The 11,601-nt window shown below is 65.3% G+C and carries 14 protein-coding genes; 12 read left to right on the top strand and 2 right to left on the bottom strand.

The genetic code is table 11. The features are described from left to right. A partial coding sequence (locus tag EN781_RS12560; RefSeq protein WP_189347519.1) for a site-specific integrase occupies positions 1–172 on the bottom strand: 172 nt, incomplete at its 3' end. 119 nt (positions 173–291) lie between these two features. Between EN781_RS12560 and rimM the strand changes: the two genes are divergently transcribed. Continuing rightward, positions 292–894 (top strand): ribosome maturation factor RimM, encoded by a 603-nt coding sequence (rimM, locus tag EN781_RS12555; protein ID WP_126057466.1) that lies wholly within the window; start codon positions 292–294, stop codon positions 892–894. Beyond that, a complete protein-coding gene (trmD, locus tag EN781_RS12550; protein ID WP_126057467.1) occupies positions 891–1,586 on the top strand; it encodes a tRNA (guanosine(37)-N1)-methyltransferase TrmD in 696 nt (231 codons plus the stop codon). The genes rimM and trmD overlap by 4 nt, the downstream gene beginning before the upstream one ends. A 73-nt stretch (positions 1,587–1,659) precedes the next feature. On the opposite strand, the gene EN781_RS12545 is transcribed toward trmD, so the two are convergent. Beyond that, a complete protein-coding gene (locus tag EN781_RS12545) occupies positions 1,660–2,412 on the bottom strand; it encodes a sulfite exporter TauE/SafE family protein (RefSeq protein ID WP_126057468.1) in 753 nt (250 codons plus the stop codon). A 313-nt stretch (positions 2,413–2,725) separates the two neighbouring features. Between EN781_RS12545 and rplS the strand changes: the two genes are divergently transcribed. The 10 genes from rplS to EN781_RS12490 all read left to right on the top strand — a co-directional run bounded on the left by rplS (position 2,726) and on the right by EN781_RS12490 (position 11,559). Further along, positions 2,726–3,262, top strand: coding sequence for a 50S ribosomal protein L19 (gene rplS / locus EN781_RS12540; RefSeq protein WP_126057469.1), 537 nt, complete (start codon positions 2,726–2,728; stop codon positions 3,260–3,262). A gap of 170 nt (positions 3,263–3,432) precedes the next feature. Then, positions 3,433–3,867, top strand: coding sequence for an organic hydroperoxide resistance protein (locus tag EN781_RS12535; protein WP_126057470.1), 435 nt, complete (start codon positions 3,433–3,435; stop codon positions 3,865–3,867). Then, positions 3,864–4,367: a MarR family transcriptional regulator gene (locus EN781_RS12530; RefSeq protein ID WP_126057471.1), complete on the top strand. Its 504-nt coding sequence runs from the start codon at positions 3,864–3,866 to the stop codon at positions 4,365–4,367. The genes EN781_RS12535 and EN781_RS12530 overlap by 4 nt, the downstream gene beginning before the upstream one ends. Before the next feature lie 177 nt (positions 4,368–4,544). After that, positions 4,545–5,342: a transporter substrate-binding domain-containing protein gene (locus EN781_RS12525; RefSeq protein ID WP_126057472.1), complete on the top strand. Its 798-nt coding sequence runs from the start codon at positions 4,545–4,547 to the stop codon at positions 5,340–5,342. A 260-nt stretch (positions 5,343–5,602) separates the two neighbouring features. Further along, complete coding sequence (locus tag EN781_RS12515) at positions 5,603–6,418, top strand: amino acid ABC transporter permease (protein ID WP_126057473.1); 816 nt, start codon at positions 5,603–5,605, stop codon at positions 6,416–6,418. A 58-nt stretch (positions 6,419–6,476) separates the two neighbouring features. Beyond that, positions 6,477–7,112 (top strand): class I SAM-dependent methyltransferase, encoded by a 636-nt coding sequence (locus tag EN781_RS12510; RefSeq protein WP_126057474.1) that lies wholly within the window; start codon positions 6,477–6,479, stop codon positions 7,110–7,112. Positions 7,113–7,291: 179 nt separating this feature from the next. Beyond that, on the top strand, positions 7,292–7,429 hold the full coding sequence (locus tag EN781_RS12505; protein ID WP_189347521.1) for a hypothetical protein: 138 nt from the start codon (positions 7,292–7,294) through the stop codon (positions 7,427–7,429). A gap of 66 nt (positions 7,430–7,495) precedes the next feature. Continuing rightward, positions 7,496–8,905, top strand: a complete 1,410-nt coding sequence (leuC, locus tag EN781_RS12500; protein ID WP_126057475.1) for a 3-isopropylmalate dehydratase large subunit — start codon at positions 7,496–7,498, stop codon at positions 8,903–8,905. Between the two features lie 173 nt (positions 8,906–9,078). Then, a complete protein-coding gene (locus tag EN781_RS12495; protein WP_126057476.1) occupies positions 9,079–10,275 on the top strand; it encodes a GGDEF domain-containing protein in 1,197 nt (398 codons plus the stop codon). Between the two features lie 81 nt (positions 10,276–10,356). Then, complete coding sequence (locus EN781_RS12490) at positions 10,357–11,559, top strand: GGDEF domain-containing protein (RefSeq protein ID WP_126057477.1); 1,203 nt, start codon at positions 10,357–10,359, stop codon at positions 11,557–11,559. The last annotated feature ends 42 nt before the right edge of the window (positions 11,560–11,601 follow it).

The following is an 11,601-nucleotide window of genomic DNA, read 5'->3' as shown; positions in this document are numbered from 1 at the left end:
TGCCGGGCGGGCCGCCGCAATGGCCGGTCAGGAAATGCAGGAACTGGCGCGTGTCGCGCTCATAGGCTTCCACCGTCTCCGGCGACAGCCGCCGTTCGCGCGCCAGCATCTTCAGCCAGTTCTCGCGCGCCGCCTGGAGGTCGGGCTTTGCCGGGATGAGGAATTCCTGCATGGCGGCATTGTCCGCCAGTCGGGTTAGGAAGCGGTGAAGAGGCGATCATTGGAATGACGCCGGGCGATCATTGAAATGACGGCTGGGGAGGGTTAGAGCAGGGCAAAGGATGTCGCGCCATGACCAAGCCCCAGAACCCCGTCCAGCTGGCCGTGATCGGCGCCGCACATGGCATCAAGGGCGAGCTGCGGGTGAAGACCTTCACCGGCGATCCGCTGGCGCTCGCCGATTACGGGCCGCTCTATGCCAAGGACGGCCGCGCCTTCCAGATCATCGACATCCGGCCCGCCAACACCGTCGTGGTGGTGCGTTTCAAGGGTATCAGCGACCGCAATGCCGCCGAGGCGCTTTCCGGCACCGAACTGTTCGTCGATCGTTCGGTGCTGCCTGACGACGGCGAGGAGGACGAGTTCTATCACGCCGACCTGATCGGGCTGGAGGTCAGGGACGACACCGGCGCGGCCATCGGAAAGGTCGTCGCCGTGCACAATTTCGGCGGTGGCGACATACTCGACGTGACGCTTGCCGGCCGCAAAGGCGTACTGATTCCGTTCACCCAGGCCGCTGTCCCGCAGGTGTCGGTCGCCGAAGGGTTCGTCCGCGTCGATCCGCTGGCGGCGGGGCTGGTCGAAGACGAGGATGGCCAGGCCGCTCCCGGCCGCGACGGCTTCGACCCGAAGGGCCGGCCGCGCGGACCGAAGGACGCCGGGGGCAATCGGTGAGCTTTGTTGCCTCGGTGCTGACGCTCTATCCGGAGATGTTTCCCGGTCCGCTCGGCCTATCGCTGGCCGGCCGGGCGCTGGAAGCCGGCACATGGTCGCTTGAGGCGATCCAGATCCGCGATTTCGCCACCGACAGGCATCGCACCGTCGACGACACGCCGGCTGGCGGCGGCGCCGGCATGGTGATGCGCGCCGACGTGCTGGCGAAAGCCATCGACCATGCCTCGCCGCCGGGTGATGCGCGCGCCCGCCTCTTGATGAGCCCGCGCGGAAAACCCCTGACGCAGGCCCGCGTGCGCGAGCTTGCCGCCGGGCCTGGCGCGGTGATCCTGTGCGGCCGCTTCGAGGGCGTCGACCAGCGGGTGATCGACGCGCGGGGATTAGAGGAGGTCTCGGTCGGCGACTTCATCCTGTCGGGCGGTGAGCCGGCCGCGCTGGTGCTGCTCGATGCCGTGGTGCGGCTCTTGCCGGGCGTCATGGGCAATGCGGTCTCCGGCGAAGAAGAGAGTTTCGAGAACGGCCTGCTCGAACATCCGCACTATACGCGGCCGCAGGAGTTCGAGGGCCGGCCGATTCCCGATGTGCTGATCTCGGGCAATCACAGAAAGATCGCAGAATGGCGGCGGGCCGAGGCAGAGAAGCTGACCAAGGAGCGGCGGCCGGATCTGCTGGCGGACGATCCGCCCCGGTAGCTCGAGCGGATCGTCCTTCTCTTTATCTGACCATGATCTTTTCCGAAAACCGGGTCCCACTCTTCGGGATTTCTCAGCCCTTGGTGAAATAGTAGAAGGCGAGGAACAGGCCGACGGCGACGACGAAGCCGCGCACGACGTTCTGCGGCACGCGCTTGGCGATCCAGACGCCGGCATAGCCGCCGAGCGCCCCGCCAGGAATCATGACGATCGCCTGGGGCCAGGCGACGACACCTCCGGAGACGAAGACCAGGATGGCAATGGCGGCAATGACCACCGCCAGCATGTTCTTCATCGCGTTCAGCCGGTGGTAGTCGCCGGCTTGGGTCAGGCCCAGTGTCGCCAGCATCATGACGCCCATGCCGGCGCCGAAGAAGCCGCCATAGATCGAGGTCAGGAACTGGACGAGCGAACCGGCGAGCCAGCCGACGGTCGGCTGGTGTCCGGGCTTCGGCGCCGGCTTCAGCCACGGCCCGGCGGCGAACAGGGCGGTGGCCGCAAGCAGCAGCCAGGGCACGAGCGTGCGGAACGAGGGGTTGTCGAGCGCCAGAAGAATGAGCGCGCCGGCCAGTGCGCCGAGGGCCGAGATCAGGCAGAGCAGCAATGCCTGGCGCCAGAAATGCCTAATGTCGGATGCATAGGCGAGCGTCGAGGTGATGTAGCCCGGAAACTGGGTCACCGAGGAGGTGGCATTGGCGACGATCGGCGGCACGCCGACCAGCGTCATGGCGCCAAAGGTGATGAAGGTCCCGCCGCCGGCGACCGCATTGGCAGCGCCTGAGACAAAGCCCGACAGGAAGAGCAGGATCGCGTCGAAAACAGACATCAGGACGCCGCCGGAGAGGATTGTTTTCTCCGGATTAGGAAGCTGGGAGGGCCGGCGCAACCCCGCCGGAGCCAATTGCGTGATGGCATGCGGCCAAAAAAGACAGGGCCAAGGCGTGACAAAGCGTCAAAATAGCTGTATGTGCCCGCCCGAACCGGAAGAACGATCTTTCGGAACCCGTCAACAATGGCGGTGTAGCCGTCCCTGCCCGATGTCCTATGTTGGACAGAGGGCATAGCCAAGCGGTCGATGGAACTGCAAGGCGAGTTGAGGACGCTCTGACTGTCGGAAGAACAAGAAGTGGATATTTGAGATGGATCTCATCCGTCAGCTCGAGGCCGAACAGGCCGCCAAGATCGAAGCCAAGCGCAAGCTTCCCGAATTCCAGCCCGGCGACACCGTGCGCGTCCAGGTGCGCGTCACCGAAGGCACTCGTACCCGCGTCCAGGCCTATGAGGGCGTCGTCATCGCCCGTTCCGGCTCCGGCTTCCAGGAGAATTTCACCGTCCGCAAGATTTCCTACGGCGAAGGCGTGGAGCGCGTGTTCCCGGTCTACTCGCCGATGGTCGAGGGCGTCGAGATCGTGCGCCGCGGCAAGGTGCGCCGCGCCAAGCTCTATTACCTGCGCGATCGTCGCGGCAAGTCGGCCCGCATTTCGGAGAACACCGGTGTGCGCGCCCGCAAGCTGAACGACGATGAGCGTGATGCGCTGAACGCCGAGAAGGCGCGCATCGAGGCCGAGAAGGTTGCCGCCGCTGAGGCGCTGGCCGCCGAGAAGGCAGCGCAGGACGCCGCCGAGAAGAAGGCCGCCGCCGAGGCCGCCAAGGCCGCGGAAGCCGCGGCCGAGTAAGGCTTTCAACCAATCGTTTCTGGAAAAGGCGGCCTCGGCCGCCTTTTTTCGTTTCCTGGACACGTTCACGTAGCCGTGAAGGCTTTCCGTCCAAAAATCCGGGCGCGGACGTTGACGACAAACTATCTTGTACACTAAATAATCGTGTACAAAATAACAGGAGACCACACATGTCTGCACTCTACACCACTCAGGCTCGCGTCACCGGCGGCCGCGCCGGCCACGCCGAAACCAGCGACGGCCTGCTCAAGGTCGATCTGGCGATGCCGAAAGAGCTGGGCGGGCAGGGCGGCGCCACCAATCCGGAGCAGCTTTTCGCCGCCGGCTACGCCGCATGCTTCGAAAGCGCGATCCGCTTCGTCGCGCGCAAGCAGAAGCTGCCGCTCGAAGACGCCGCGGTGACGGCCACCGTCAGCCTCCATCCCAACGACCAGGGCGGCTTCCGGCTCGGCGTGTCGCTGGCGGCGGAGACGAAAGGCCTTGATCCGGCGGGCGCGGAAGCGCTTGTATCGGCGGCGCACCAGATCTGTCCCTATTCCAACGCCATCAGGGGCAATATCGAGGTGGCGCTTTCGACCGTGGCGCTTCCGGCAAAGGCAGCATGACGACAGAGATCACAGCGACCGTCAGCGACGTCCCGGCGGATAGAGCCGGGGCGATTGCCGTTCCGCGGCTGGATCAGCAGCTCTGCTTCGCGCTCTATTCAGCGAGCGGGCTGATGACCAAGCTTTACCGGCCGCTGCTCGATCCGCTGGGCCTCACCTATCCGCAATATCTGGCGATGCTGGTGCTGTGGGAGCGCGCGCCGAGCACGGTGGGCGCGCTTGGCGAGGCGCTAGGCCTGGATTCGGCGACGCTGACGCCGCTGCTCAAGCGGATGGAAGCCAGCGGCCTCGTCAGCCGTCGGCGCGATGTGGCCGACGAGCGCCGGGTGCTGGTCGAGCCGACGGCCAAGGGCGAGGCCCTGCGCGAGAGGGCAGCCAGGGTGCCTGCCGCCCTGGCATGCCAATTGCCACTCGAGGTCGGCGAGCTGCGATCCCTGCACGGTGTGCTCACTCGCTTTGTCGCCGAGATGCGCAAGTCGAGCTCGGAAGCGACGGAATAATCGATCCACCCCGATACGTTCCAAAACCACGTCGTTGAGAGCACGGGAATCCACTTTGGTGCCCATCCGCGCAGCGGATCGGCTTGCAAGGCGCTTGCGGAAAGCTAAAGTCGGCGCCGGATTTTTCCTGCAAGCCCGGCACATTCGCCGGGCGTTTCAAGTTTCTGGGAGCGTGTCATGACCAAATCGAAACTGCTGCTGGCAGCCCTGCTGGCTTGCCTTCTCGCGCCTGTCGCCGCATTGGCCGAGACGCTGCCCGACCTCGGCGGCAAGAAGGTGGTGGTGGTGACGGAAAACGCCTATCCGCCGCTGCAGTTCATCGATTCCAAGACCGGCAAGCAGATCGGCTGGGAATATGACGCGATGGACGAGATTGCCAAGCGGCTGAACTTCAAGGTCGAGTACCAGAACACCTCCTGGGATGCGATGATCCAGGCGGTTTCCGACAACCAGTACAACATCGGCATGACCGGCATCACCATCAAGGACGACCGCAAGGAGAAGGTCGATTTCTCCGACCCCTATATGCGCTCGGAGCAGTTCATGCTGGTGCGCGGCGACGAAAGCCGCTTCACCGACGCCAAGAGTTTCGGCGCCTTCAAGGACGGGCTGATCGGCGCGCAGCCGGGCACGACGCCCTTCTACACCGCCGTCTACAGCGTGCTAGACGGCAATGAGCAGAACCCGCGCATCAAACTGTTCGAGACGTTCGGGGCCACCGTACAGGCACTCAAATCCGGCGACGTCGACGTCGTCTTGACCGACGGCACCGCCGGCAAGGGCTATGTCGACGCTTCCGAAGGCAAGCTCAAGCTCATCGGCGGGCCGCTCGGCACCGAGGATTTCGGCTTCATCTTCCCCAAGGGATCCGACCTGGTGAAGCCGGTCAACGCCGCGATCGCCTCGCTCAAGGCCGACGGCACGCTCGATGCGCTGAACAAGAAGTGGTTCCTTGATTACAAGATGGGGCAGTAGGCACTTTTGTTGAGGGTGGTGCATTTGCGAGAAATCACGCTGACATTGCGCCCAGGCACCCCCCTCTGCCCTACCGGGCATCTCCCCCTCAAGGGGGGAGATTGGCAGCTCCGCCGACGGTGCTCTTCATTCAACGTTGGTGATTGGCGAAAGCCAACGCGAAGTTCGATCTCCCCCCTTAAGGGGGAGATGGCCGGCAGGCCAGAGAGGGGGGCCTTGGCGCCAGCCTTTCGCGATTCTTACACCAGCGGTGCCAGCTGATGCCTGCGCCGTCCGCTTCTGCAGCCAAATCCGAATTCCCCTGGTGGCTGGCAGCCGCCCTCGTCCTCGCATTGGTCGCCGCTCTGTTCATCGCTTCCAGCGACCTCTACGCCCAGGTCTTCGCCACGGTCGCCAAGGGGATCGGCATCACCGTTTTCGTCACCGTGGTCGCCTTCGCGCTGGCCTCGGCGATCGGGCTCGGCATCGCGCTGATGGGGCTGTCGAGCTCGCGGCTGCTTCGCCAGATCGCCCGCTTCTATGTCGAGATCATCCGCGGTGTGCCGATCCTGGTGCTGCTGTTCTGGATCGCGTTCGCCGGCGCGCCGGCCTTCGTCGCGGCGTGGAACGCGCTGACAGCGCCGCTGCAGAGCGCCGGCTATCTCGGCGAATTGCAGGTGCGCGACGTCTCGCTTCTGTGGCGCGCCATCATGGCGCTGACCATCGGCTATTCCGCCTTCATCTCCGAAGTGTTCCGTGCCGGCATCCAGTCGGTCGAGAAGGGCCAGATCGAAGCGGCCAAGGCGCTGGGGCTGACGCGCGCGCAGCGCTTCCGGCTCATCGTCTTTCCGCAGGCGATCCGCACCATCCTGCCGCCGCTCGGCAATGACTTCGTCGCCATGGTCAAGGATTCCTCGCTGGTCTCGGTGCTCGGCGTCGCCGACATCACCCAGATGGGCAAGATCTACGCCGCCGGCTCGTTCCGCTTCTTCGAGACGTATTCCATCGTCGCTTACATCTATCTGATCCTCACGGTCGGCCTGTCGCTGGCGCTGAGGGGGCTCGAGAAACGGCTGCGCCGCCAGCACCAGCAATAGCCGCCCGCCAAAGACCGCGCTACGATCCTCGCCGCGCGGTAGCGGAGGAGGACAATCGATGAATTTCGACAAGGCCAATGCGGCGCTGGACTCCGTCTACACGGCCGACACGCCGGAAGCGCTTGCCAAGGCCTATGCCGAGTGGGCCGCGACCTATGACAGCGAGACCGCCTCGCTCGGTTATTTGCTCCCCTTCCTGATCACAGCCTGGGTGGCGCGCCACGTGCCTGTCGGCGAAGGTCCGCTGCTCGACGCCGGCTGCGGCACCGGCCTCTCCGGCCCGTCGCTCAAGGCACTGGGCTATGGCGACATCGCTGGGCTAGATCTTTCGGACGACATGCTGAAGCTCGCCGGCAGTCGGCAGGCTTATGGCGAGCTGAAGAAGGGGATGCTCGGCGGGCAGCTGCCCTGGCCGGACGACCATTTCCGCGCCTTCTTTTCGACCGGCGTCTTCACCATCGGCCACGCGCCAGCCTCCGGCCTGCATGAGCTGGTGCGCATCACGAAGAGCGGCGGCCACGCCATCTTCACCGTGCGCGACCAGGTGTTCGAGAGCGGCGGCTTCCATGCGGTGTTCGACGAACTGGAGCAGGCGAAGAAATGGCGAGCCGTGGAGCAAAGTCTGTGGTTCCGCTGCTACGCGATCGGCGATCCGGAAGCGCTGGTGAAGACGTTTGTGTTTGAAGTGATGTGAGCGCCGCCCTCTTCCCCTTCTCCCCTGGGAGAAGGGGCCTCGCGAAGCGAGGTCGGATGACGGCACTCCTCCCAACACCCATCATCCGTCTCGGCGCTGCGCACCGATCCACCTTCCCCACAAGGGGGAAGGGAAAGCCGCACCGCCGCCCGCAATTGCCGAAAAGGCAAAACATTGATATGAGCAGCGCCATGGAAGAGCTTTTCGGCGATCCGGCTTATAAAAGTTTCGTGCTGCAGGACAGAAAGCGCCTGCCGTCGCGATTTGCCGCGCGCGTCTGCGGCGCGCTCACCAGCCGACTTAGCCAGGCCGACTGATCGCAGTCGTGGCGCCGGACTGCCGGCGTCTACTCTCCCCCTTTTCATATCGACGGATTTACGCACATGAGCGCACCGCGCACCCTCTACGACAAGATTTTCGACGACCATCTGGTCGACCGTCAGGACGATGGCACTTGCCTGCTCTACATCGACCGCCACCTCGTCCACGAGGTCACTAGCCCGCAAGCCTTCGAAGGCCTGCGCATGAGCGGCCGCAAGGTCCGGCATCCGGAAAAGACGCTGGCCGTGGTCGACCACAACGTGCCGACCTCGCCCGAGCGCAAGTTCGGCATCAGGAACGAGGAAAGCCGCATCCAGGTCGAGGCGCTGGCCCGGAACGCCAAGGATTTCGGCATCGACTATTATTCCGAGAACGACATCCGCCAGGGCATCGTCCACATCATCGGCCCGGAGCAGGGTTTCACCCTGCCCGGCATGACCATCGTCTGCGGCGACAGCCACACCTCCACGCACGGCGCCTTCGGCGCGCTCGCGCATGGCATCGGCACGTCGGAAGTCGAGCATGTGCTGGCCACCCAGACGCTGATCCAGCGCAAGGCCAAGAACATGCTGGTGCGTGTCGACGGCACGCTGCCCGAAGGCGTCACCGCCAAGGACATCATCCTTGCCATCATCGGCGAGATCGGCACCGCCGGCGGCACCGGCTATGTCATCGAGTATGCCGGTGAGGCGATTCGTGCGCTGTCGATGGAAGGCCGCATGACGATCTGCAACATGTCGATCGAAGGCGGGGCGCGAGCCGGCCTGATCGCGCCGGACGAGACGACCTTCGCCTATGTCAAGGACAAGCCGCGCGCGCCGAAGGGCGCGGCGTGGGACGCGGCCCTTGCCTACTGGAAGACGCTGCATTCCGACGAAGGCGCGCATTTCGACAAGGTGGTGGTGCTCGACGCGCAGAAGCTGCCGCCGATCGTCTCCTGGGGTTCCTCGCCGGAGGACGTCGTCTCCGTGCAGGGCTTCGTGCCCAACCCGGAAGAGATCACCGATGAGAACAAGCGCTCCTCGAAGCTGCGCGCGCTCGACTATATGGGGCTGACGCCCGGCACCAGGATCACCGACATCCAGCTCGACCGCGTGTTCATCGGTTCGTGCACCAATGGCCGCATCGAGGATCTGCGCGCGGCCGCCAAGGTGGTCGAGGGCAGAAAAGTCAATCCGCGCGTCAACGCCATGATCGTGCCGGGCTCCGGCCTGGTCAAGGAACAGGCGGAGGCCGAGGGTCTCGACAAGATCTTCCTCGCCGCCGGTTTCGATTGGCGCGAGCCGGGCTGCTCGATGTGCCTCGCCATGAACGACGACCGGCTGAAGCCGCACGAGCGCTGCGCCTCGACCTCGAACCGCAATTTCGAGGGCCGGCAAGGCTTCAAGGGCCGCACCCATCTGGTGTCGCCGGCCATGGCGGCGGCGGCAGCGATCGCCGGCCATTTCGTCGACATCCGCGACTGGAAATAGGCGGCCGCGACCTACCGCATACAGAACCCAAGCAGACCCCGAACCATCCCGATGGTTCGGGGTTCTTCTTTGCCCACGCCGCCGGTTTTTTCGGCAAAGCGGCCTTGGCTTAACCGCTTGTTTGGGCTTGCGCTTTAGCATCTTCCCTGACTAAGCGGGGAAATCACAGTCGTTTGGACACGGGTCTGCTCATAGCGCTGCTCAACCCGACGATCGCGCTGGCGCTTGGCGCGGCGTTCCTCGTCCTGTGGTTCCATCAGCGCCATCGCCCCTATCTGGCGGTGCTGGCTGCGAGCTACTGCCTGTCGGCCCCCGGCTTCCTGTTCCAGTATTTCACGCTTCCTGTCGGGATGGTGCTGACCAAGCTTGTCTCCAACATATGCTTCACGGCGGCCGCCTGCTGCCTCTCCAGCGCCATCGTCGCGCGCTACGGGCGGCGCGTCCCCTATATCGGGATCGCACTCACCACCGGCGGCGGGCTCGCCGCCTTTTCATGGTTCATGTTCGTGCAGCCAGATCTCACCTGGCGCATCCTGTCGATGAATTTCGGTTTCGGCGCCCTCAGCCTGCTGGTCGCCGCCGAACTGCGCACGGTGCGCGGCAACGGTCCGACGGAAAAGATCCTGTTCGTGCTGTCGCTGCTGTCGGGATTGAACTTCGTCGTCCGAACCCTGATCGTCGTCATCGCGCACGGGCCGTTCCCGAGCTATGACGGATTCTACGGCTCGTCCTACTGGACGACGGCGCTCTTGTCGCATGCGCTGCTGTCGCTGCTGATCGCGCTTTCCCTGTTTTCGGCGGCCGCACTCGACGTGATGAAGGCTCTGAAGGCCGAGACCCATACCGACCCGCTGTCCGGCCTGCTCAACCGCCGCGGTTTCGAGGAGCGGGCGGCGCTGCTGCTCGACCAGTGCGCCAAGGCGAAATTCCCCGTCGCCATGGTGCTTGCCGACCTCGACCACTTCAAGGCACTCAACGACCGGCACGGGCACGCGGTGGGCGACAGGGTGATCGCCGACTTCGCCGCCAAGCTGAGCTTCGCCACGGGCACGCGCGGTGCTGCCGGCCGCATCGGCGGCGAGGAGTTCGCCGTGCTCCTGCCGTTGTGCGATCTCGCTTCGGCGCGGCTGTTCGCCGAGGCGATCCGCTCGCTCTATTCGGCCGGCGGCGTCGCCAGCCTGCCGCGCGGCGTCAGTGTGACGGCGAGTTTCGGCGTCGCCGCCCGCACCGGCGACGAGGGTCTGGCGCCGCTGATGCGCCGCGCCGACGATGCGCTCTACAAGGCCAAGAAGAACGGCCGCGACAGCGTGCGGCTATCCTATGAGCGGCCGGAAACGGTGTTCGTGCCGGAGCCCGCCGGCGTCGGGTGAGGCCAAGCAGCCCGATCATGACCCGTCGTTAACGTCTTTTTCGCCCGTCGATGCTTTGCTGTCGGCGGGGGTTTTTGAACCATGGGCAGCGCGGACGTCATACTCGTGATCAACCTGTTCGTCGCCGGACTGCTGGTGGCGGCGTTCATGACGATCGCCATCTACGACAAAAACCGGGTGTCGGCGCGCTGGCTGGCCTTCGGCTACATGATCGGCATGGTCTATTTCGCCCTCGAATTCGTCATCCCCGCCTTCGACAATGCCCGGCTCCCGGTCGTCGCCGCCTTTGCCGTCTTCCTCGGCGCCACCATCGTCTTCAATGGCGGCCTTGCCCACAAATACGGCGTGGCACCGCCATGGTGGCCGATGCTGCTCTTCCTGGCCATCGCTTCCGTCGGGGTCTATCTCGTGCAGGAATTGCCGCGCCAGTCGCTGACCGCGATGATGGCCTATCAGCTTCCCTACGCCGTCATGCAGTTCACCGCGCTCGGCATCGTCTGGTCGTCCAGGCAAAGGCGCGAGCGGCTCGACACCATACTGATGGGCGTGCTGACGGCCAGCGCGCTGCAGTTCGCCTCCAAGCCCTTCATCGCGCATGCGCTGGGCGGCCGCGGCGCCGACCCGCAATCCTATGTGCAGACGAGCTACGCGCTGGTGTCGCAATCGCTCGGCACCGTGTTCGGCCTGGCGCTGGCGCTGCTTGCGCTGGCCATACTGGTGCGCGACGTGCTGGCCGAGGCGACGTCGAAATCGGAAACCGACGCGCTGTCCCGGCTGCTCAACCGCGGCGGCTTCGAGCGCCATGCCGAAATCACCCTGAGAGATGCCGCGCGCCGTGGCGTTCCGGTGGCGCTGGTGATCGCCGACCTCGACCATTTCAAGGGCATCAACGACAATTTCGGCCACGCCTGCGGCGACCGGGTGATCGAGACCTTCGCCGGTTTCCTGCGCGAGGCGGCGGCCGACCATCACGTCGCCGGGCGCATCGGCGGCGAGGAGTTCGCCATCATCCTGCCGGGCACCAATCTCGCGGCCGCACGGCTGTTCGCCGAAGGCGCGCGCAGCGCGTTCGGCGCCCTGCCGATCGACAGCCTGCCGGCCGAGCACCGCTGCAGCGCCAGCTTCGGCGTCGCCGAACTCGGCGCGGGCGAGGGCTTTTCCGATCTGTTGCGGCGCGCCGACGAGGCGCTCTATCGGGCCAAGGGCGGCGGCCGCGATTGCGTGCGCGTCTCGCCCGGCCCGGCCGGGCGGCAGGCGTCCGCCGTCTTCAACGGCAGGGGCTGAGGTTCGGCATCTCGCCGTCGGACAGGCCGTACATATAGGAGC

This window comes from Mesorhizobium sp. M4A.F.Ca.ET.090.04.2.1, assembly GCF_003999085.1.
Classification (GTDB): domain Bacteria; phylum Pseudomonadota; class Alphaproteobacteria; order Rhizobiales; family Rhizobiaceae; genus Mesorhizobium.
Note: the sequence above shows the minus strand (reverse complement) of the source record. Positions and strands in the feature narration are given on the sequence as shown.

Bases quoted from the DNA above. Each gene is read 5' to 3' on its own strand.
- rimM (WP_126057466.1), top strand. From the start codon at position 292: ATGACCAAGCCCCAGAACCCCGTCCAGCTGGCCGTGATCGGCGCCGCA.
- EN781_RS12545 (WP_126057468.1), bottom strand. From the start codon at position 2,412: ATGTCTGTTTTCGACGCGATCCTGCTCTTCCTGTCGGGCTTTGTCTCA.
- rplS (WP_126057469.1), top strand. From the start codon at position 2,726: ATGGATCTCATCCGTCAGCTCGAGGCCGAACAGGCCGCCAAGATCGAA.
- EN781_RS12535 (WP_126057470.1), top strand. From the start codon at position 3,433: ATGTCTGCACTCTACACCACTCAGGCTCGCGTCACCGGCGGCCGCGCC.
- EN781_RS12530 (WP_126057471.1), top strand. From the start codon at position 3,864: ATGACGACAGAGATCACAGCGACCGTCAGCGACGTCCCGGCGGATAGA.
- EN781_RS12525 (WP_126057472.1), top strand. From the start codon at position 4,545: ATGACCAAATCGAAACTGCTGCTGGCAGCCCTGCTGGCTTGCCTTCTC.
- EN781_RS12515 (WP_126057473.1), top strand. From the start codon at position 5,603: ATGCCTGCGCCGTCCGCTTCTGCAGCCAAATCCGAATTCCCCTGGTGG.
- EN781_RS12510 (WP_126057474.1), top strand. From the start codon at position 6,477: ATGAATTTCGACAAGGCCAATGCGGCGCTGGACTCCGTCTACACGGCC.
- EN781_RS12505 (WP_189347521.1), top strand. From the start codon at position 7,292: ATGAGCAGCGCCATGGAAGAGCTTTTCGGCGATCCGGCTTATAAAAGT.
- leuC (WP_126057475.1), top strand. From the start codon at position 7,496: ATGAGCGCACCGCGCACCCTCTACGACAAGATTTTCGACGACCATCTG.
- EN781_RS12490 (WP_126057477.1), top strand. From the start codon at position 10,357: ATGGGCAGCGCGGACGTCATACTCGTGATCAACCTGTTCGTCGCCGGA.